At 76.7% G+C, this 21071-nt stretch carries 20 protein-coding genes; all 20 read right to left on the minus strand.

Going from position 1 to position 21071, the window contains the following annotated elements; genetic code table 11:
* Positions 1-31 precede the first annotated feature (31 nt).
* The 20 genes from atpA to WDV85_RS01755 all read right to left on the minus strand — a co-directional run bounded on the left by atpA (position 32) and on the right by WDV85_RS01755 (position 21061).
* Positions 32-1657 (minus strand): F0F1 ATP synthase subunit alpha, encoded by a 1626-nt coding sequence (gene atpA, locus WDV85_RS01660; protein WP_339568958.1) that lies wholly within the window; start codon positions 1655-1657, stop codon positions 32-34.
* A 131-nt stretch (positions 1658-1788) separates the two neighbouring features.
* Positions 1789-2610 carry a F0F1 ATP synthase subunit delta gene (locus tag WDV85_RS01665; RefSeq protein ID WP_339568959.1) on the minus strand — a complete coding sequence of 274 codons (822 nt, stop codon included), beginning with the start codon at positions 2608-2610 and terminating at the stop codon, positions 1789-1791.
* A complete protein-coding gene (locus tag WDV85_RS01670) occupies positions 2610-3212 on the minus strand; it encodes a F0F1 ATP synthase subunit B (protein ID WP_339568960.1) in 603 nt (200 codons plus the stop codon). Before WDV85_RS01670 ends, WDV85_RS01665 begins: the two co-directional genes overlap by 1 nt.
* A gap of 46 nt (positions 3213-3258) precedes the next feature.
* Positions 3259-3471: an ATP synthase F0 subunit C gene (gene atpE, locus WDV85_RS01675; RefSeq protein WP_171202271.1), complete on the minus strand. Its 213-nt coding sequence runs from the start codon at positions 3469-3471 to the stop codon at positions 3259-3261.
* A gap of 131 nt (positions 3472-3602) precedes the next feature.
* Positions 3603-4406: a F0F1 ATP synthase subunit A gene (atpB, locus tag WDV85_RS01680; RefSeq protein WP_339568961.1), complete on the minus strand. Its 804-nt coding sequence runs from the start codon at positions 4404-4406 to the stop codon at positions 3603-3605.
* Positions 4403-4789, minus strand: a complete 387-nt coding sequence (locus WDV85_RS01685) for an AtpZ/AtpI family protein (protein WP_339568962.1) — start codon at positions 4787-4789, stop codon at positions 4403-4405. The genes atpB and WDV85_RS01685 overlap by 4 nt, the downstream gene beginning before the upstream one ends.
* A gap of 32 nt (positions 4790-4821) precedes the next feature.
* Positions 4822-5313, minus strand: a complete 492-nt coding sequence (locus WDV85_RS01690) for a hypothetical protein (protein ID WP_339568963.1) — start codon at positions 5311-5313, stop codon at positions 4822-4824.
* Between the two features lie 119 nt (positions 5314-5432).
* Positions 5433-6563 (minus strand): glycosyltransferase family 4 protein, encoded by a 1131-nt coding sequence (locus WDV85_RS01695; RefSeq protein ID WP_171202269.1) that lies wholly within the window; start codon positions 6561-6563, stop codon positions 5433-5435.
* The gene (locus tag WDV85_RS01700; protein ID WP_339568964.1) at positions 6560-7345 is read right to left on the minus strand and encodes an L-threonylcarbamoyladenylate synthase; all 786 of its coding nucleotides are present in this window, start codon (positions 7343-7345) and stop codon (positions 6560-6562) included. The genes WDV85_RS01695 and WDV85_RS01700 overlap by 4 nt, the downstream gene beginning before the upstream one ends.
* An 82-nt stretch (positions 7346-7427) precedes the next feature.
* On the minus strand, positions 7428-8378 hold the full coding sequence (gene prmC / locus WDV85_RS01705; RefSeq protein WP_445263167.1) for a peptide chain release factor N(5)-glutamine methyltransferase: 951 nt from the start codon (positions 8376-8378) through the stop codon (positions 7428-7430).
* Positions 8375-9451 (minus strand): peptide chain release factor 1, encoded by a 1077-nt coding sequence (prfA, locus tag WDV85_RS01710; RefSeq protein ID WP_339568965.1) that lies wholly within the window; start codon positions 9449-9451, stop codon positions 8375-8377. The genes prmC and prfA overlap by 4 nt, the downstream gene beginning before the upstream one ends.
* Before the next feature lie 135 nt (positions 9452-9586).
* A complete protein-coding gene (gene rpmE / locus WDV85_RS01715) occupies positions 9587-9808 on the minus strand; it encodes a 50S ribosomal protein L31 (protein WP_339568966.1) in 222 nt (73 codons plus the stop codon).
* A 191-nt stretch (positions 9809-9999) separates the two neighbouring features.
* Positions 10000-12306, minus strand: a complete 2307-nt coding sequence (rho, locus tag WDV85_RS01720) for a transcription termination factor Rho (RefSeq protein WP_339568967.1) — start codon at positions 12304-12306, stop codon at positions 10000-10002.
* Positions 12307-12764: 458 nt separating this feature from the next.
* Positions 12765-13751, minus strand: coding sequence for a homoserine kinase (gene thrB / locus WDV85_RS01725; protein WP_339568968.1), 987 nt, complete (start codon positions 13749-13751; stop codon positions 12765-12767).
* 5 nt (positions 13752-13756) lie between these two features.
* Positions 13757-14842 (minus strand): threonine synthase, encoded by a 1086-nt coding sequence (gene thrC / locus WDV85_RS01730; protein ID WP_298805676.1) that lies wholly within the window; start codon positions 14840-14842, stop codon positions 13757-13759.
* Between the two features lie 118 nt (positions 14843-14960).
* Entirely contained in the window at positions 14961-16283 is a 1323-nt protein-coding gene (locus WDV85_RS01735) for a homoserine dehydrogenase (protein ID WP_339568969.1), read from the minus strand.
* Between the two features lie 156 nt (positions 16284-16439).
* Positions 16440-18206: a DEAD/DEAH box helicase gene (locus WDV85_RS01740; protein WP_339568970.1), complete on the minus strand. Its 1767-nt coding sequence runs from the start codon at positions 18204-18206 to the stop codon at positions 16440-16442.
* Positions 18207-18243: 37 nt separating this feature from the next.
* On the minus strand, positions 18244-18561 hold the full coding sequence (locus WDV85_RS01745; protein WP_298805670.1) for a DUF3039 domain-containing protein: 318 nt from the start codon (positions 18559-18561) through the stop codon (positions 18244-18246).
* Between the two features lie 349 nt (positions 18562-18910).
* Positions 18911-19477 (minus strand): YqgE/AlgH family protein, encoded by a 567-nt coding sequence (locus WDV85_RS01750; protein ID WP_339568971.1) that lies wholly within the window; start codon positions 19475-19477, stop codon positions 18911-18913.
* 93 nt (positions 19478-19570) lie between these two features.
* Complete coding sequence (locus WDV85_RS01755) at positions 19571-21061, minus strand: NAD-dependent malic enzyme (protein ID WP_339568972.1); 1491 nt, start codon at positions 21059-21061, stop codon at positions 19571-19573.
* Between the last annotated feature and the right edge of the window lie 10 nt (positions 21062-21071).

The raw sequence follows: 21071 nt of genomic DNA on the forward strand, positions 1-21071 counted from the left end.
GGCCCCTCACGGGGCCGCCGGGAGGCGCGCCTCAGCGCTTCTGGCGGACGATCTGCTCCTGCGACTCCTCGTCGGCGTCGCTCGCCTCGACGTCCTCGGCCTCGACCGGCGCGTCGGCCGTCGGGCGGAAGCCGTTCTTGAAGTCGCGGACCTGGCGCTCGAGCTCGTCCGTCGTGTCGTCCTCGAGCCGGCCCGTCTCGCGGATGGTGCGCAGCAGGTCGCCGCCGCGCAGCATCTCGAGCACCTCGGACTCGAAGCGGCGCACGTCCTCGACGGGGACGTCGTCCAGCACGCCCTTCGTGCCCATCCAGATGGACACGGCCTCCTCCTCGAAGGGGTACGGGGAGAACTGGGGCTGCTTGAGCAGCTCCATGAGGCGCTGGCCGCGGCCCAGCTGCTGGCGGGACGCCGCGTCCAGGTCGGAGGCGAACATCGCGAAGGCCTCGAGCGAGCGGAACTGCGCGAGGTCGATCTTCAGCGTGCCGGAGACCTTCTTCACGGCCTTGGTCTGGGCGTCGCCGCCGACCCGGCTCACCGAGACGCCGACGTTGACCGCCGGGCGCTGGTTGGCGTTGAAGAGGTCCGACTCGAGGAAGATCTGGCCGTCGGTGATGGAGATGACGTTGGTGGGGATGAACGCCGAGACGTCGTTGCCCTTGGTCTCGATGATCGGCAGACCGGTCATCGAGCCGCCGCCCATCTCGTCGCTGAGCTTCGCGCAGCGCTCGAGGAGCCGGGAGTGCAGGTAGAAGACGTCGCCCGGGTAGGCCTCGCGGCCCGGCGGGCGGCGCAGCAGCAGCGAGACGGCGCGGTAGGCGTCGGCCTGCTTGGACAGGTCGTCGAAGACGATGAGGACGTGCTTGCCCGCGTACATCCAGTGCTGGCCGATGGCCGAGCCGGTGTAGGGGGCGATGTACTTGAAGCCCGCCGGGTCGGAGGCGGGGGCCGCGACGATCGTCGTGTACTCCATGGCGCCGGCGGCCTCGAGCGAGGCGCGCACGCCCTGGATCGTCGAGCCCTTCTGGCCGATGGCGACGTAGACGCAGCGGACCTGCTTGGTCGGGTCGCCCGACTCCCAGTTGGCGCGCTGGTTGATGATCGTGTCGAGCGCCACCGCGGACTTGCCGGTCTGGCGGTCGCCGATGATGAGCTGGCGCTGGCCGCGGCCGATCGGCGTCATGGCGTCGATGGCCTTGATGCCCGTCTGCAGGGGCTCGTGCACCGACTTGCGCTGGACGACCGTGGGCGCCTGGAGCTCGAGCGCGCGACGGGTCTCGGGCTCGATCTCCCCCTGGCCGTCGACCGGGTTGCCCAGCGGGTCCACGACGCGCCCGAGGTAGCCGTCCCCGACCGGCACGGAGAGGACCTCGCGCGTGCGGTGCACGGCCTGGCCCTCCTCGATGCCGCTGTAGTCGCCGAGGATGACGACGCCGATCTCGCGGACGTCGAGGTTGAGCGCCAGGCCGAGGGTGCCGTCCTCGAAGCGCAGCAGCTCGTTGGCCATCGCGCTGGGCAGGCCCTCGACGCGGGCGATGCCGTCCGCGGTCTCGGTGACGCGGCCGACCTCCTCGCGGTCGACGCCGGAGGGGTCGAAGGACTGGACGAAGGAGTCCAGCGCGTCGCGGATCTCCTCGGGCCGGATCGTCAGCTCCGCCATGGGGGTGCTCCTTCTCGTGTGGCTCGGGTCGCTCGGGCCGCCGCAGCGGCTGGTGCTCGGCGCGGCGCCGGCGGCCCCGCGGGTGCTGCTCGTGGTGCTGGTCGTGCTCGTCCCGACGATCGTCCCCCGCCTCAGCGGGCGAGGCGACGCCGGGTCTCGTCGAGGCGCGAGGAGACGGTGCTGTCGACGAGCTCGCCGCCCACCTCGAGGCGGACGCCGCCGACGACGCCCGGGTCCACGGCCGAGTCGACGTGGACGGCACGGCCGTACTGGCGGCTGAGGAGGTCGACGAGCCGCTGGCGCTGGTCCTCGCGCAGCGGGACGGCGGTCGTGACGAGCGCCACGACGCGCCGACGCCACTCGGCCGCCAGCTCGCCGTAGTGGGACAGGGCCCGCTCCGGCGTGAGCCCGCGCGAGCGGACGGCGGCGCGGCGCACGAGCAGCAGGGTGCCCGGCGCGACCCTGTCGCCCAGGAGGCGGTCGAGCAGGCCCGTCCGGGCCTCGTCCGGGGCGTAGCGGTCGGCGACCGCGGCCCGCAGCGCGCGGTCGCCGGAGAGCAGCCGCTCGACGCGGAACAGCTCCTCCTCGACGCGGTCGACCCCGTCACCGGAGTCGTCGGCCTGCGAGGCCCCGGACACCGTGGCGAGGACGGCGAGCTGCTCGACGGCGTCGGGCAGGTCGCGCGACGCCGACCAGCGGCCGCCGACGAGCCGGCGGACGACGTCCATCGCCTCGTCGCCGACCCGCCCGCCGAGGAGACGCTCGGCGAGCGCCGTGCGGTCCGACGCCTCGCGCGCCGGGTCCGTCAGCGCCCGACGGAGCGGGCCCGAGGAGTCGAGCACGTCGACGACGCCGAACAGCTGCTCGCCGAGGTCGGTGCCCCGCGCGCCCTCCAGCACCGGGCGGACGTCCTCGGTGACCGCACCGAGCGAGGTGCGGCTCGCCCCGCGCATCAGGAGCCCTGGCCGCTGCGCGCGGCGGCGTGGGCGCCACCGGTGTGCTCGCCCCGCTCGAGGTCCTCGAGGAAGCGGTCGACGACGCGCGACTGGCGCGCCTCGTCGTGCAGCGACTCCCCGACGATGCGCGAGGCGAGCTCGGTGGCGAGGCCGCCGACCTCGGTGCGCAGCGAGAGGGCGGCCTGCTGGCGCTCGGAGGCGATCTGGCGCTGGGCCGACTCCGTGACGCGCTGCGCCTCGGCCTCGGCCCGCTGACGCATCTCCTCGAGGATCTGCGCGCCCTGGGCGCGCGCCTCCTCGCGGATGCGGCCGGCCTCCTCGCGGGCGTCCGCGAGCTGCTGCTTGTACTCGGCGAGGGTGCGCTCGGCCTCCTCCTGCGCCCGCTCGGCCTTCTCGACGCCGCCCTCGATGGCCGCACGGCGCTCCGCGTAGACCTCCTCGAGGCGCGGCACGACCTTCTTCGCGACGACGAACAGGACGATCGCGAAGGCGATGACCCCGAAGATCAGCTCCCCGAGGTGCGGGAGGATCGGGTAGAGCGGGTCGCCGGGCGGGTCGGACTCCGCCGTGGCGAGCACCGCGGTGGCGGCGAGGTTCACTGCTCCTCCTGAGCCCGGTGCGGGATGGGTGGCGAGCTGGGCTCGGTCAGTTGCCGGCGAAGACGAACGCCAGGGCGATGCCGAAGATGGCCAGCGCCTCGGCGAGGGCGAAGCCGAGGATGGCGATGCTCTGCAGCATGCCGCGCGCCTCGGGCTGGCGGGCGACGCCGTTGATGTAGGCGGCGAAGATCAGGCCGATCCCGACGCCGGGGCCGATGGCCGACAGGCCGTAGCCGACGATCGCGAGGTCTCCGGTCATGGTCCTCTCCAACTTCCTTCCGTGGTGCCGCGACGCGGTGTGCGCCCGGGTGGTCCGTGGTGGTGCGGTGGTGCTGCTGGCGGTGGGGCTCTCCAGCGGGTGGTGCGGTCTGTGGGGCGCGCGGGGCGCGCTCAGTGCTCCTCGGCGTAGGCGTCCGCGATGTAGGTCGCGGACAGCAGCACGAAGACGTAGGCCTGCAGGAACTGCACGAGCAGCTCGAACAGCGTCATGAGGAAGGCCATGAGGAAGGTCGGGATCGACACGACCTTCAGCAGCAGCCCGCCGTCGACGAGCATGTACTCGGCGCCGCTGATGAAGAGCACGAGGATGATGTGGCCCGCGAACATGTTGCCGAAGAGCCGCAGGGCCAGGGTCACCGGCCGGGTCACGAAGTAGGTGACGACCTCGAGCAGGAAGACGACCGGCACGATCCAGGCGGGCAGCCCGCTCGGCACGAGGCCCTTGAGGTAGCCGCCGACGCCTTTCCGCGAGATCCCGACCGCGTGGTAGACGACGTAGACCAGCAGCGCCAGGACGATGGGGAAGGCGATGCGCCCCATCGTCGGGTACTGGAACGGCGGGAGGGCGCCGAAGAGGTTGTTGACGTAGATGAACGCGAAGAGCGCGAACAGCAGCGGGATGTACCGGCGGAAGTGGTGCTCGCCGATGATGTCGCGCGCCACCGTGTTGCGGACGAGGTTGTAGACGCCCTCCACGGCCATCTGCCCCTTGCCGGGGACGACCGACAGGCGGCGGGTGCCGGCGAGCAGCAGCCCGACGACGATGACGACCGAGATGAGGGCGAGGATCGACGGCCGCGTGACCGCGAGCGCGCCCTCGGTGCCGAAGAGCGGCTGCCAGAAGATCTCGGTGCTGGGCGCCTCGAACTCGTGGCTGCCTGATGCGAGCAGAGGGGCCTGCAGTGCCGGGCTCACGTCGTCTCCTCCGCGCGGACGTCGTCGTGGGTACGGGGGTGCGAGTGGCTCGAGCGGGCGCGCCGCTCGCCCGCCGGCGGACCGGCGGGGCGGGAGACGGGCGCGTCGCGCCCGACACCGTAGCGGAACCACACGTACCAGACGGCGAGCACGATGCCGCCGATGATGCCGACCGGCGCCAGGAACGAGGTCCCCAGCAGGCGGTCCAGGCCGAAGCCGATGGCCCCGAACGTCAGGGGGCCGGCGACGAGGTAGGACGAGGCGCCCCAGACGCCGTCGCGACCGTCGCTCGAGGCCCGCTCGGCGGGGCTCGGAGGGGTCGCGGGGGCCCCGGCGGCACCGGTGGTGCCGGGGGCGGGTCGGCGGCTGTCGTCGTCGGCCATGGTGGGGATGACGCTAGCAGCGCTGCGGCGCGTCACCGACCACTCCCCCCGCCGTCGACGCCCGGCCCGGTGCCCGACCCGGCGCCCGGGCGCGGGTCGTCCACGACGGGGTGGCGGGCGCGCAGGAAGCCGCGCAGCTCGAAGCCGAGCCAGACGGTGGTGACGACGATGGTCGTGAGCCCGAGGGCCGGCCCCGGCAGGTCGGTCAGCCGGGCCAGGAGCACGAAGGCGACCGCGAGGAGCACGACCTTCGCGGTGTAGGTGCCGAGGGCGACGACCATGACGAGCTGCGGCGAGGTCCGGGCGGTGCGGCCCAGCACGACGAGGGTGCTGCCGAAGAAGAGGACGACGAGCGCCACCCCGACCAGCGCCGCCACCAGCCCCGCGAGGCCGGAGGTCACGAGCGCCACCACGGCGCACGCGGCGCCGGCGACGAGGGAGGGGACGAGCGCGGCGCGCAGCATCCCGGTGAACGCTCCGGGCGGCGGGGCGACGGCCCCGGGAGGGCTGCCGTGGGTGCTCACAACGGGGGCTCCAGCGCGTCGTCCGTGGGCGAGGGCGGGCGCGCCCGCTCGTCCTCGGGCCCGCGGCGGCGGCGATCCGGGCGCTCGCGCCCGGTCTGCTCACCTGGTCCCGGACGGTATCACCAGCCTCCCGGCCCCCCGCTGCCCAGCGTGGCCGCCGCCGGGCTCGGCGGCCGTCGGCGGATGCGGAGCGTCACCACGACGACGACGACGACCGCCGCCCCCCAGGCGGGCAGGGCCAGCGGCAGGGGCACGAAGGCGGTCGAGACCGCCCCGAAGGAGATGACGGCCGCCCAGGCGTACATGACGCCGACGGCCCGGCCGTGGCTGTGCCCGAGGTCGAGCAGCCGGTGGTGCAGGTGCAGGCGGTCGGGCGTGAAGGGCGACTGCCCCTTGGCGAGGCGGCGCACCACCGCCCACACGAGGTCCAGCAGCGGCAGGAGCAGCACGGCGAGCGGCAGGAGGATCGGCAGGAAGACGGGCACGACCTGCGCCCGCGAGACGACCGTCGGGTCCACCCCCGACGCCGCGACGCCCGAGGCGGCGAGCAGCAGCCCGAGGAGCATCGAGCCGGAGTCGCCCATGAAGATGCGCGCGGGGTGGAGGTTGTGGGGCAGGAAGCCCAGGCAGCAGCCCACGAGCGCCGCGACGACGAGCGTGGCGAGGTTCGAGTAGTCCTCCGGGCTCGCGTCCTGGCTCAGCAGGTACGTGTAGACGAAGAACGCCGACCCGCTGATGAGCATGACGCCCGCGGCGAGCCCGTCCAGCCCGTCGATGAAGTTCACGGCGTTGACGGCGACGAGCACCGCGACGACGGTGAGGGCGAAGAACGTCGGCCCCGAGCCGACGGTGACGCCGAAGACGGGCAGCGAGAGCAGCTGGACGCCCTGCCAGGCCAGCAGGGACGCCGCGAGCACCTGCCCGCCCAGCTTGGCGAGGGCGTCGAGGCCCCAGACGTCGTCGGCGACGCCGAGGAGGGACACGAGGGCGGCGGCCCCGAGGACCGCCCAGGGCCCGCGGGACTCGGCGTAGACCCCGTCGAGGAAGGGCAGCTGGCTGCCCAGCACGACGGCGGCGGCGAGGCCGGCGAGCATCGCCGTCCCGCCCAGGCGCGGCGTCGGCACGCTGTGGACGTCGCGGTCGCGCACCGGCGACATCGCGCCCAGGCGCTCGGCCAGGCGGCGGGCCAGCGGCGTGCACAGGTAGGTGACCGCCGCCGCGGTGACGAGGACGAGGAGGTAGGCCCTCACCGCTCGTCGGCGGAGCCGTCGACCGGGTCGGGGGCCCCGGCGTCCTCTGCCGCCGGGTGCGGCCCGGTCTGCGGCTCGGTCTCCCGCCCGGTGGCCGGCTCCGGCTGGGGCTCCGGCTCGGCGCGCCGGGGGGCGCGCACGTCGGGCACCACGCGGCGCAGCTCGGCGAGGCTGACGGCGCCCTCGCGCAGCACCTCGGGGCGGGCCCCGGTGAGGTCGAGGACGGTCGAGGGCACCCCGCCGTCGCGCGCGCCGTCCTCGAGGTAGCAGGCGACGGCGTCGCCGAGCTGCTCGCGGCAGGCGGCGGCGGTCTCCCCCGGCGGGCGCCCCGTGAGGTTGGCGCTGCTGACGGCGAGCGGCCCGCTCTCGGCGAGGAGGGTCCGGGTGAGCTCGTCGTCGGGGACGCGCACGGCCACCGTGCCGCCCGTGTCGCCGAGGTCCCACCGCAGCGACCCCTGCGCCCAGCAGACGAGCGTCAGGCCCCCCGGCCAGAAGGCCTCCGCGAGGTCGTCGACCGAGGACGACGCGCGGCTGGCGGAGCGCTCGACGAGCGCGTCGACCGAGCGGGCGTCGTGGACGAGGACGGGCGGCGGCATGGAGCGCCCGCGGCCCTTGGCGGCGAGGAGCGCGGCCACCGCGTCGGCGTCGAAGGCGTCCGCCGCCACGCCGTAGACGGTGTCGGTGGGCAGCACGACGAGCTCGCCCCGGCGCAGGGCGTCGACGGCGTGGCGCAGGCCCGCGTCGCGCCCCTCGGGCTGGCGGCAGTCGTGCAGCGTGCTCACGACCGCGCATCGTGGCACGCCCGGCCGGCCCGCTCCGGCAGGCGGGGGCTCGCCGCGACCGCGCGGGGCCTCCCGGGGCGCGTCAGCGGGCGGCGGCCGGCGGTGCCGGCACGGCGCCGTCCGCCCGCGTGGCGCGCACCCAGCGGGGCCGCCCGGTGAGGTCGACGGCACCCGTCGCGCCCGACCAGGCCGGCCCCGCGAGGACGGCGAGGAGCGCGGGCTGCTGGACCTCGGCGTGCTCGACGAGGACGACGCCGCCCGGGCGCAGGAGGGCCGCGGCGCGCGCGACGACGGCCCCGGGGACCTCGAGGCCGTCCTCCCCGCCGCCGTAGAGGGCCGCTCCCGGATCGTGGTCGCGGACCTCCGGGTCGACCGGCACCGCGCCGGGCGGGATGTACGGCGGGTTGCTGACGACGACGTCCACGAGGCCCTCGAGCCCCGGCAGCGCGCTCCCGGCGTCGCCGGCCACGACCTCGACCGGCCCGCCCGGGCGGCCGGCCAGCGGCGGCCGCGCGCCGAGGTCGGCCGCGTTGCGCCGGGCCCAGGCCAGGGCGTCCTCGCTCAGCTCGACGCCGACGACCCGCGCACGCGGCACCTCGGCCGCCACGGCGAGCGCGACGGCGCCCGACCCCGTGCACAGGTCGACGACGACGGCGGGGCGGCCCTCGGCGCGCTCGACCTCGCGGGCGGCGTCCACGGCCGCGCCCGCCAGCCCCTCGGTCTCGGGCCGGGGGACGAAGACGCCCGGCCCGACGGCCAGCTCGAGCCCCCGGAACGGGGCGCGGCCCGTGAGGTGCTGCAGGGGCCTGCGCGCGCACCGGGCGGCCACGAGCGCCGCGTAGGCCGTCCGGACGTCCGGCGCCGGCCCGTCGTCCCCGCGCAGGGCGGCCAGCGCGACGGCCCCCCGCGTCGTGCCGAGCGCGTGGGCCAGCAGCTCCTCCGCGTCCGCGCGGGGGCTCGGGACGCCCGCCGCCGCGAGCCGGCCCGCGGCCGCCCGCAGGAGCGCGGCCAGGTCCGTCCCGGAGGCGCTCAGGACGTCTCCACGGCGGCGAGCCGGGCGTCCTCGTCGGCCCGCGCGCAGGAGGCGAGGACGGCGTCGAGGTCGCCGTCCAGCACGGCGTCGAGGTTGTACGCCTTGTACCCCGTGCGGTGGTCGCTGATGCGGTTCTCGGGGAAGTTGTAGGTCCGGATCCGCTCGGAGCGGTCCACCGTCCGCACCTGCGCGCGCCGCAGCCCCGACGCCGCCTCGGCGGCCTCCTCGGCCGCCAGCGCCCGCAGCCGGGCGCGCAGGATGCGCAGCGCCTGCTCGCGGTTCTGCAGCTGGCTCTTCTCGTTCTGGCAGGAGACGACGAGGCCGCTCGGCAGGTGCGTGATGCGCACGGCGGAGTCGGTGGTGTTGACGCTCTGCCCGCCCGGCCCCGAGGAGCGGAAGACGTCCACGCGCAGGTCCGAGGGCGACACCTCGACCTCGTCGACGTCCTCGACCTCGGGGAGCACGAGCACCCCGGCGGCGGAGGTGTGGATGCGGCCGGCCGACTCCGTCACCGGCACCCGCTGCACGCGGTGGACGCCGCCCTCGAACTTCAGCGCGGCGTAGACGCCGGTCGCCGGGTCACCGCCGCGGCCGCGGACGGCCAGGGACGCCTCCTTGTAACCGCCGAGGTCGGACGGCGCGGCGTCCAGCAGCTCGACCCTCCACCCGCGGCGCTCGGCGAGGCGCAGGTACATCCGCACGAGGTCGCCGGCGAAGAGCGCGGACTCCTCGCCGCCCTCCCCCGCCTTGACCTCGAGGATGACGTCGCGGGCGTCGTCGGGGTCGCGCGGCACGAGGACGCGCCGCAGGCGCTCCGCCGCGGCCTCGGCCGCCGCCTCGAGCGCGGGCACCTCCTCGGCGAAGGCCGGGTCCTCGGCCGCCAGCGCGCGGGCGGCCCCGGCGTCGTCGACGGCCGCGCGCCAGGCGGCCTCGGCGGCGACGACGGCGCCCAGCTCGGCGTAGCGGCGGCCGGCGCGCCGGGCGCGGGCCGGGTCGGCGTGCAGCGCCGGGTCCGCCAGCTCCTGCTCGAGCGCGGCGTGCTCCTCCAGGAGCGGGGCGACGACGTCGCGCACGGGGACCTCCGGGGTCGCGGGCTGGGGCGGGGGACGAGCTGGCGGGGGGCGCGGACGGGGCGCCGGGGCGGGCCCGGACGTGACGACGGCGCCGGCCCGCCCCGCAGGGGGCGGACCGGCGCCGTCGGGGCGGGCCTACTTGGCGGCGTCGGCCTTCTTGCCGTAGCGCTGCTGGAACCGGGCCACGCGGCCGCCGGTGTCCAGGATCTTCTGCTTGCCCGTGTAGAAGGGGTGGCACGCGGAGCAGACGTCGGCCTTGATCTCGCCGCTCTTGTCGGTGCTGCGCGTGGTGAACGTCTCGCCGCACGTGCACGACACCGTGGTCGTCACGTACTCGGGGTGCTGCCCGGCCTTCATCTGGTGCGTCCTCTCGTCGGTGCCCCGGGTCGTGCGGCGCTGGTCGCGCGCACGTGAACCGGGGCGGCGCGGTCGATGGTGCCACGACCTCGACCGCCCCCCACAACGCCGGGGGGCGTCTCGGCCTTCCCGCCGCCCGGGCGGGCCGGGCGGCGGGCCGGGCGGGCGCTCGCCGCGTCCGCCCGCTGCGGTCAGCTCGGGGAGAGCTCGCTGCGCTGGTCCCCGCCCGGGCCCGAGGGTGCCGTCCGCTGGACCTGCATGAGGAACTCGGCGTTGCTGCCGGTCTCGCGCAGCTTGCCGAGGACGAGCTCGATGGCCTGGGTGGAGTCCAGGGCGCCGAGGACCCGGCGGAGCTTGTAGACGACCTTGAGCTCCTCGGCCGACATGAGGATCTCCTCGCGCCGCGTGCCGGAGGCGTTGACGTCGACCGCCGGGAAGATGCGCTTGTCGGCCAGGTGCCGCGCCAGGCGCAGCTCCATGTTCCCCGTGCCCTTGAACTCCTCGAAGATCACCTCGTCGGCCTTCGACCCCGTCTCGACGAGCGCCGAGGCGAGGATCGTCAGCGAGCCGCCGTGCTCGATGTTGCGGGCGGCGCCGAAGAAGCGCTTCGGCGGGTACAGCGCCGAGGCGTCGATGCCGCCGGAGAGGATGCGCCCGGACGCCGGGGCCGAGGTGTTGTAGGCCCGCGAGAGGCGCGTCAGCGAGTCGAGCAGCACGACGACGTCGTGCCCCAGCTCGACGAGGCGCTTGGCCCGCTCGATGGCCAGCTCGGCGACCGTCGTGTGGTCGTCGGCGGGACGGTCGAAGGTCGAGGCGATGACCTCGCCCTTCACCGTCCGCTGCATGTCGGTGACCTCCTCGGGCCGCTCGTCGACGAGCACGACCATGAGGTGGACGTCCGGGTTGTTGCGCGTGATCGCGTTGGCGATCTGCTGCATGACGATCGTCTTGCCGGCCTTGGGCGGCGCGACGATCAGGCCGCGCTGGCCCTTGCCGATGGGCGCCACGAGGTCGATGACGCGCTGGGTGTAGTGCCCGCGCTCGGTCTCCAGGCGCAGGCGGTCCTGCGGGTACAGCGGCGTCAGCTTGGTGAAGTCGGGGCGGCGGCGCGCCTCGTCCGGCTGCAGGCCGTTGACCGTGTCCACGCGCACCAGCGGGTTGAACTTCTGGGCCCGCTGCTGGCGCTGCTGGCGGCCGCTGCGGCCGCTGCCGCTCGGGGCGTCCTGCCCGTCGCCGTCGCCGTCGCCCTTCGCCCGGGCGCCGCCGGTGATGACGTCGCCCTTGCGCATGCCGTGCTTCTTGACCTGCGCGAGCGTCACGTAGACGTCGTTCGGCCCGGGCAGGTAGCCCGAGGTGCGCACGAAGGCGTAGCTGTCGAGGACGTCGAGGACGCCCGCCACCGGCACGAGGACGTCGCCCTCGGACACCTCCGGCTCGGCGTCGGGCGTCGGCCCGCCGCCGGGAGCGCCCTCGCCGCGGCCGCGGCGCTTGCGGTCGCGGTAGCGGCCGCGACGACCGCGGCGGCCGCCGAGCTCGTCGTCGTCGTCCTGCCCGCCGGAGCGGTCCTGGCGGTCCTGCTGGCCCTGGCCGGCGCCGCGGTCCGGCCGGTCCCCGCGGTCCTGTCGCTCGCCCCGCTCGGAGCGGTCGTCGCGGCCGCGGTCCTGGCGGTCGTCGCGGCCGCGCGCGCGGTCGCCGCGCTCGTCCTCGGCCTCGTCGCCGCGACGGTGACGGGCGCGCTCGCGCAGGTCGAGCGACTGCTCGAGCTGGGCCCGCGCGTCGAGGCGGCGGTCGCCGCCCTGCGCCGCCCCCGTCTGCTGGTCGCGGCCCTGCTGGTCGCGGCCCTGCTGCTGGCCCTGCTGGTCGCGGCTCTGCTGCTGGCCCTGCTGGTCGCGCTCGCGACCGTCCTGGTCGCGGCGGGGGGCGCGGGCCTCGCGGCCGCCGTCGGCCGCCTCGCGGCCCTCGGGCGCCGGGCGCTCGCCCGCGGCGTCCCCGCCCCGGTCCTGCGGCGCCCGGTCCTGGGAGACGCGCTCGGCGGCGCCGTCCTGCGCCGGGGTGGTGCGGGTGTCGGGGGCGCCGGCGGGCCGCTCGGCGCGGCGCGGGCGGGAGCCGCGGCGCCCCGTGGGCGCCTCGTCCGGAGCGGTGGTCTGCGCGGGAGCGGCGGCCCGGTCGGCCGCGGGGGCCTGGGCCGGGGCGTCGTCGTCGCCGCGGCGGGGCTGCGGCGGCTGGGCCTGCTCGGGGCGGCTCTGCTCGGGACGGGAGGGGGCGTCGGCGTCGGCGTCGGCGGGGGCCGCGGCGCGGCGGCCGCGCGTCGACGGGCCCTGCTCGGCGCGGATGGCGGCGAGCAGGTCGCTCTTGCGCATCGTCGCGGTGCCCTGCACGCCCAGCGAGCTCGCGAGCTCCTGCAGCTGCCCGAGCCGGAGCTGGGACAGGGGGGCCCGGCGGGCCGGGGCGGCGTCGCCCTGCGCCTCGGGCTGGGCGATGTCGGTGGTGTCTGTCACGAAGGTCCTTCCCCCTCGTCAGCGGCGCGGGAGGCCGCAGGGTGCGCCGGCGCACAGAGGCCGGCAGGGACCACCTGCCCGTCCGCGGACGGTCGCGCGAGAGCCCGGGACCGGGGTCGGGCGCTGTCGCACCGGCGGGGAGGTGAGAGTGCCGGGGCTCCCACGGGCGGCGGCGCCGCAGAGGACCGCGGCGATCACCCGGAGCAGGTCCGGCGGCACGACTGTAGCACCGCACCCCCCGGCCGCCCCAGGGCTCGCCGCCGTCACCCGACCGGGTGCACGCCCGAGGCACCACGGCGCACGCCCGTGCCGGCGACGGCGCCTCCGTCGGGCCCTCACCGGCGGAGAGGGGCGACGACGTCGGCGACGAGCGCCCCCGACGGCGGACAAGGGCTACGAACTCCGCGGCAGGAGGCCCCGACGGCGGAGGGAGGCTACGAAGTCCGCCGGGGGCGGCGTCAGCAGGGCGACCAGCGGGCGCCGTCGCGGTCGACGGCGGGCGCGCGCACGTCCCACCCGGCGCCGGCGACGTCGGCGACGCGCGCCGCGAGGGCGGCCGCGCTCCCCGCCCCGAGCACGAGCACGCTCGGGCCGGCGCCCGAGACGGCGGCCGCGAGGCCCGCCGCGCGCAGCCCGCGCACGAGCGCGGCCGTGGCGGGAGCCGCCGGGGCCCGGGTGTCCTGGTGCAGCCGGTCGGCCGTGGCCGGCAGCAGGAGGTCCGGGCGGCGGGCGAGGGCCTCGACGAGCAGCGCCGAGCGCCCGGCGTTGAAGACGGCGTCCGCCAGGGGCACGGCGGGCGGCAGCATGGCGCGGGCGCGCGCGGTGAGGAGCTCGGCGTCCGGGACGGCGAGGACGGCGACCAGGTCGGGGTGCGGCTCGACGCGGACGGCGCGGGACGTCCCGTCCTCGACCCAGCCGACGGTGGCCCCGCCGAGCAGGCTCGCCGCCGCGTTGTCCGGGTGCCCCTCGAGCCCGGCGGCGACGTCGAGCGCCGTCGCGTCGTCGAGGGCGGACGGGTCCTCGAGCAGGCCGCGCGCCAGGACGACGCCGGCGACGACCGCCGCCGCCGACGACCCGGCGCCCCGGCCGAAGGGCACGCCGTTGCGGCAGGTCAGCGCCAGGTCGGGGCGCGGCGCGCCGACCCGCTCCAGGGCCGCGCGCAGGGCCCGGACCACGAGGTGGTCCTCCCCCTCGCCGACGCGGCCGGCCCCTTGGCCGGACACCTCGACCCGGGCGCCCGCACCGTCCTCGAGCAGCCGCACCTCGAGCTCGTCGCGCAGGTCGAGCGCCAGGCCCACGGCGTCGAAGGCGGGGCCGAGGTTGGCGCTGGAGCCGGGCACCGAGGCGCGCGCGCCCGTCCCCGGCCGGCCGGCCCCGCGCAGCGCCGCGCCCTCCGAGGCGCCGCCCGAGGGGCCCACCGCTGCGCCCGCCGTCGGGCCCGCCACGGCGCTCAGCCCTCGAGGCCGAGCGCGGCCGCGGCGGTCATGGCGTCGACGGGCACGCGCACCGGCGAGACCTCCTCGCCGTCCGCCGCGCGCAGCGCCCACTGCGGGTCCTTGAGCCCGTGGCCCGTCACCGTGACGACGACGCGCAGGCCCGGGTCGAGGTCGCCCGCGGCGTGCCGCTGGAGCAGCCCGGCGACGCCGGCGGCCGAGGCCGGCTCGACGAAGACGCCGTCCTCGCTCGACAGGAGCCGGTGCGCGGCGAGGATCTCCTCGTCGGTGACGCTCGCGACGAGCCCGCCGGAGTCGTCCCGGGCCGCGACCGCCTGCTCCCACGACGCGGGGTTGCCGATGCGGATCGCCGTCGCCAGCGTGTCGGGCGCGTCGACGGGGTGCCCGAGGACGATCGGCGCCGCGCCCGCGGCCTGGAAGCCCCACATCCGCGGCGTCCGCGTCGCGGGCCCCGGCTGCGGCGACGACGTCGTGTACTCCGTGTAGCCCTTCCAGTACGCCGTGATGTTGCCGGCGTTGCCCACGGGCAGGCAGTGGACGTCGGGCGCGTCGCCGAGGACGTCGACGACCTCGAAGGCGCCGGTCTTCTGCCCCTCGATGCGGTACGGGTTGACGCTGTTGACGAGCTCGACCGGGTAGGCCTCGGCGAGCTTGCGGGCCAGCGTGAGGCAGTCGTCGAAGTTGCCGTCGACCTGCAGCAGGGTCGCGCCGTGGGCGATGGCCTGGCTGAGCTTGCCGAGCGCGATCTTGCCCTCGGGGACGAGGACGCCGCAGGCCATCCCCGCCGCCGTGGCGTAGGCCGCCGCCGACGCGGACGTGTTGCCCGTGGACGCGCAGATGACGGCCCGCGCCCCGAGCCCCTTGGCCCGCGAGATCGCCGACGTCATGCCCCGGTCCTTGAACGACCCGGTGGGGTTGCAGCCCTCGACCTTGACGAAGACCTCGCAGGAGGTGCGCTCGGACAGCGCGTGCGCGCGCACCAGCGGGGTGCCGCCCTCCCCCAGCGTCACCACCGGGTCGTCGCCGCCGAAGGGCAGCCGGTCGCGGTACTCCTCGATGACGCCGCGCCAGACGTGGGCCACGGTCAGCTCCCCTCCTGCGGCGCTCGTCGCGCCTCGTCGGCGCCCCCGACGGGCGCGGGCTCCGGGTGGCGGCCCGCCGGCGTCGCCGCCGGGCCGAGTGCTCCTGCGGTCGTGCGGCTCAGGCGCCCTCGACACGCAGGACCGAGGTGATGCCGAGCACCGCCGGGGCGGCCTCCAGCGCCTCCACGGTCGCGGCCAGGGCCGCGTCGCGGGCCTCGTGCGTGGCGACGACGAGCGCCGCCGTGCCCTCGGCGCCGTCGCCGAGCGGCGTCTGCCGCACCGTCTCGACGCTCGCGCCGTGGTCGGCGAAGACCTGCGCGACCTGCGCCAGCGCGCCCGGCCGGTCCTGGACCTCCAGGCGCACGTGGTAGCGGGTCAGCGCCTCCCCCATGGGCCGCACCGGCAGGTCCGCGTGGGCGGACTCCGACGACCCGCGGCCCCCGGTGACCCGGTGGCGGGCGACGGCGACGAGGTCGCCGAGGACGGCGCTGGCCGTCGGGGCGCCGCCGGCGCCCTGCCCGTAGAACATCAGCGGCCCGGCCCCGCGCGCCTCGACGAAGACGGCGTTGAAGGCGCCGCGCACGCCCGCCAGCGGGTGCGTGCGCGGCACCATCGCCGGGTGCACGCGCACCGAGACGCCGGCGCCCGGGCCCTCGGGGTCGCCGTCGTCCCCGGCCGTGCGCTCGCAGATCGCGAGGAGCTTGACGACGGCGCCGGCCTCGCGCGCGGCCGCGACGTCCCCGGCCGTGACGCCCGTGATGCCCTCGCGGTGGACGTCGGCGGCACCCACCCGCGTGTGGAAGGCGAGCGAGGCGATGATCGCGGCCTTCGCGGCGGCGTCGAAGCCCTCGACGTCCGCCGTCGGGTCGGCCTCGGCGTAGCCCAGGGCCTGCGCCTCCTGCACGGCCTCGTCGAGGCCCGCGCCGGTCGTGTCCATCTGGTCGAGCACGTAGTTCGTCGTCCCGTTGACGACGCCGAGCACGCGGTCCACGCGGTCGCCCACGAGGGAGTCCCGCAGCGGGCGGACGATGGGGATGGCCCCCGCCACGGCCGCCTCGAAGTAGAGGTCGACGCCCGCGGCGTCGGCCGCCTCGTAGAGCCGCGGGCCGTCCTCGGCGAGCAGCGCCTTGTTCGCGGTGACGACCGACGCGCCGTGCGCCATGGCCCGCAGCAGCAGCGAGCGGGCGGGCTCGATGCCGCCGATGACCTCGACGACGAGGTCGGCGCGCTCGACGAGGCCCTCGGCGTCGGTCGTCAGCAGGGCCGGGTCGAGGCCGGGCGGTCGCTGGCGGCCGGGGCGGCGGACGGCGACGCCGACCAGCTCCAGGCGCGCGCCGCACCGGGCGGCGAGCTCCTCGGGCTGCTCGAGCAGCTCGCGGACCACCTCCGAGCCGACGACGCCGCAGCCGAGCAGCGCCACGCGCAGCACGCGCTCGTTCACGCAGCACCTCCGCAGGTCAGGACCGGGACGCCGGGCGGAGCGCCGACCCCGAGCGGGCGGGCGCCGCCGCAGATCCTCTCGCGGTCCACGCCTCGACCGCGGCGCATCTCAGGAGATGGGACCACAGGCGGGCGGGCCGCGGGGCGGGCGGCCACGTCAGAGGGAGGCGAGCAGGTGGTCGCGCCGCCGCGCCAGCAGCTCGGGCGACGCGGTGGCCGAGCCGGGCCCCGGCACCTCGGTGCGCAGGCGCCGGTGGACGACCGCGTGGGGGACGCCCGTGCGCGCCGCGAGCTGGCCCACGAGCCGGTTGACCTCCCGTCGCAGGCCCGCGGTGCTGCGCCACGCGGCCTCGTCGGGCTCCTCGGGCGCGTCCTCGACGGCGTCCCCCTCGTCCTCGGCCCCCTCGCCCCCGCGGGAGGCGGCGATCCGCCGTCGGGTCTCCTCGTCGCGGCTCGCGAGCAGCGACGCGGTCTGCTCCGGCGTGAGCAGGCCCGGGATGCCGAGGAACTCCTCGTCCTCCGGGCCCGCCGGCTCCGCGACGACCGCCCGGCCGCCGTGGAGGACGTGCGCGAACTGCGCGTCGGCCTCCAGCGACTCGTGCTGGCCGACGGCGTCGGACGCCTCCCGCTCCGGCGGGGGCAGCAGGTCGAGGGCGTCGTCGGGCGCCTGAGCCGGGGCCGGGATGACGTGCTCGCGCTCGCTCTCGAGCTCGGCCGCCAGCGCCAGCAGCGGTCGCACGGCCGGCAGGAAGACGGTGGCGGACTCCCGCGGCGAGCGGGAGCGCACCACGCGCCCGACGGCCTGGGCGAAGAACAGGGGCGTGCGGTAGCTCGTCATCCACGCCAGGCAGGCCGCCCGCGGCACGTCGACGCCCTCGGAGACCATGCGGACGCAGACGGCCATCCGCTGGGTGCCCGCCGCGAAGTCCTCGATCTTCCGCGACGCCTTCGGGTCGTCGGAGAGGATGAGGACGGGCGCCGTCCCCGTGACCCGCTTGACGACGTCGGCGTAGGCGCGGGCGTCGTCCTGGTCGCTGGCGAGGACGAGACCTCCGGCGTCGGGCATGCCCGTCTCGCGCAGGTGGGTGATCCGGTCGTCCATGGCCGCGACGACGTGGGGCACCCAGCCGCCGCGCGGGTCCAGGGCCGTCTTCCACGCCGCCGCCTCGACCGAGCGCGTGCCCGGCTCGGACAACGACGCCGCGACGACCTCGCCCGCGCTGTTCCGCCACCGCGACGTGCCGGTGTAGGCGGCGAAGACGACGGGGCGCACGACGGCGTCGGCGAGCGCCTCGCGGTAGCCGTAGGTGTAGTCGGCACGACTGCGGAGCTCCCCGCCGCCGACGTCCTCGTAGTGCACGAAGGGGATGCGCTCCCCGGGCTTGGTGCGGAACGGCGTCCCCGTCAGGCACAGGCGGCGGCGCGCGCCCTCGAAGGCCTCGGCGCACGCGTCGCCCCACGAGAGCCCGTCACCGGCGTGGTGCACCTCGTCGAGCACGACGAGGGTGCGCTTGGCGGTGGAGCGCGCGGCGTGCAGCGCGGGCTTGCCCGCGACCTGCGCGTACGTCGTCACGTACCCCTGGGCGCCGGCGGGCACGGGCCCGACGCTGTTGGGCAGCGCCGGGTCGAGGACGACGCCCGCCCGGTCGGCGGCGTCGGCCCACTGGGTGCGCAGGTGGTCGGTCGGGCACACGACGACGACGCGGTTGACGACGCGGCGCTCGAGCAGGCGGGAGGCGAGGGCCAGCGCGAACGTCGTCTTGCCGGCGCCGGGCGTGGCCGTGACGAGGAAGTCCTCGCGGCCGGGCTCGGCGTCGTAGAGGTCGAGGGCGGCGCTCTGCCAGGCGCGCAGGGCTCGCGCGGGCGTGCTGGCGCGGCGCTGCGCCCCCTGGGCGGGGACGGCGCGGGAGGTGCGGGTGCTCACGCGGCCGGTGCGCCCCCGGTCGGCCGGGCGGCCGCCGTCACTTCTCGCCGCCGGAGCCGCCGCCGTCGGCGGGCTCGCGCAGGCCCTCGTAGACCTCCTTGCACTGCGGGCAGACCGGGAACCGCTTCGGGTCGCGCCCCGGCACCCAGACCTTCCCGCAGAGGGCGGTGACGGGCTCCCCCGACAGCGCCGACTCCATGATCTTCTCCTTGCGCACGTAGTGCGCGAAGCGCTCGTGGTCACCGGGCTCCGACAGCTGCGGCTGCTCGACGACCTCGCGCTCGAGGACCGACGTCGCGGAGCGCGACGGGTCCGACGACGGGCCGTCGGGGGGCTCGGGCGAGGAGGTGCTCATGGGCGCCGATGCTACGTCGGCGCGCCCCCGGCGGCGGGTAGCGACGACGCCCGCGCCGCCCTCACGGGCGACGTGCGGCCATGTCGCCCTGAGGGGACTCGCCGCAGGGCGACGTGTGGCCATGTCGCCCCTGTAACGCTCCCCCGCGGGGCGACGTGTGGCCATGTCGCCCTCGGAACGCTCTCCCGCAGGGCGACGTGTGGCCATGTCGCCCCTGGAACGCGCTGCAGGGGCGACATGGCCACACATCGCCCCAGGAGGGCCCGGCGGGAGGGCCACATGGCCACACATGTCCCCGGGCGGGGGCGGGGCGCGGGGCGCGGGGCGCGTCAGTCGTGCGCCGGGCGGGTCAGTTGTGCGTCGGGTCCTCGGGGAAGCTCGCCAGCAGCGAGAGCCGGCCCGGCTGGCGGCGCAGCACGTCGGCCCACAGGCCGGCCGGGCGCGGGGTGACGGCGTCGGAGGGCTCGGCGTCGAGCACGAGCCAGGAGCCCTCGGCGACCTCCCCCTCGAGCTGGCCGGGGCTCCAACCCGCGTACCCGGCGAAGATCCGCAGCCCCGAGGCCGAGCGGGAGACGTCGGCGGGCACGGCGTCCAGGTCCACGAGGCCCAGCGCGCCGATGATGCGGCGCACGCCGACGGGCTCCGGCCCGTCGCCGGGGACGACGACGAGGCCGAGCGCGGAGTCCAGGGCCACGGGCCCGCCGCGGAACAGGCGCGCGGGCTCGGTGACGTGCTCCTGCCAGGGCGGCAGCACGGCGTCGACCCGCACGGGCAGGGGCCGGTTCACCACGACGCCGAGCGCCCCCGCGTCGTCGTGGTCGAGGACGAGGACGACGGTGCGGCGGAACTCCTGCTCCGACAGCGAGGGCGCGGCGACGAGGAGCCGCCCCACGTACCGGTCGCCGTCCGTCGCCACGGCGCCATCATCGCCACCGCCCGGACCGGCCGCGCGACGGGCGCCCCGGCGGTCGCCCCCGGGCACGTCGACGGCGGCCGCCGGGCCGGGCCCTCAGAGCGTGCCGGCGACCGCGCCCGCGGAGGAGCCGACGTCCTCGCCCGCCTCGGCGGCGGCCTCGGTCGCGGCGACGACGGGCGAGGGGGTCTCCCCCGCGCCGGCGGCCCGGGCGGCGGCCTCGACGGCGTCCGCCACGACCGTGGCGACGTCGGGGTGGAAGACGCTCGGGACGATGTAGGCCGCGTTGAGCTCGTCCTCGCCGACGACCGCGGCGAGCGCCCGGGCGGCCGCGAGGAGCATGTCCTCGTCGATCGAGTGCGACTGCGCGTCGAGCAGCCCCCGGAAGACGCCCGGGAACGCCAGCACGTTGTTGATCTGGTTGGCGAAGTCGCTGCGCCCCGTGGCGACGACGGCGGCGTGCTCGGCGGCCGCCGTCGGGTCGACCTCCGGCACCGGGTTGGCGAGCGCGAAGACGACCGCGTCGGCCGCCATCGTGGCGATGTCCTCGCCGGTGAGGATGTTGGGCGCGCTGACGCCGATGAAGACGTCCGCCCCCGCCAGCGCCTCCTTGAGCGTGCCCGTGAGGCCGCGCGGGTTCGTGTGCTCGGCCGTCCAGCGCGCCGAGGGGTGCAGGCCCGGCCGCCCCGTGTGGACCACCCCGTCGATGTCGGCGACGACGACGTCGCGCGCCCCGGCGGAGAGCAGCAGCTTGAGCACCGCGGTGCCGGCGGCCCCGGCCCCGGACATGACGACGCGGACGTCGGGCAGCCGCTTGCCCACGACCTTCAGCGCGTTGAGCAGGGCCGCCGTGCAGACGATGGCGGTGCCGTGCTGGTCGTCGTGGAAGACGGGGATGTCGAGCTCCTCGCGGAGCCTGTCCTCGATCTCGAAGCACCGCGGCGCGGCGATGTCCTCGAGGTTGATGCCCGCGAAGACGGGGGCGATGGCCTTGACCGCGCTGATGATCTCCTCGGTGTCGGTCGTGTCGAGGCAGATCGGGAACGCGTCGATGCCGCCGAAGCGCTTGAAGAGCGCGGCCTTGCCCTCCATGACCGGCAGCGCCGCGAGCGGGCCGATGTCGCCGAGGCCGAGCACCGCCGTGCCGTCCGTGACGACGGCCACGGTGTTGCGCTTGATGGTCAGGCGCCGCGCGTCGGCGGGCTCCTTGGCGATGGCCTCGCAGACCCGGGCGACGCCGGGCGTGTAGATGAGCGAGAGGTCGTCGCGGTTGCGGATCGGCATCTTCGGCTCGACGGAGATCTTGCCGCCGAGGTGGGCGAGGAAGGTCCGGTCGGACACGCGGCCGATGTCGACGCCGTCGAGCGCGCGCAGGTGCTCGACGATCTCGTCGGCGTGGTCGGTGCCGCGCGTGGCGCACGTCACGTCCACCCGGACCCGGCCCGCCCCGGAGGCCGTGACGTCGAGCGCCGTGACGATGCCGTGCCCGCTCTCGATGGCCGAGGTGAGCTCGCTGACGGCGGTGGGCCGCGCCGGGAGCTCGAGGCGGACCGTGATCGAGTAGGAGACGCTCGGCGCAGCAGGCATGGGCGGCATC

The sequence above is a fragment of the Pseudokineococcus sp. 5B2Z-1 genome, from assembly GCF_037482305.1.
Taxonomy (GTDB): Bacteria; Actinomycetota; Actinomycetes; order Actinomycetales; family Quadrisphaeraceae; genus Pseudokineococcus.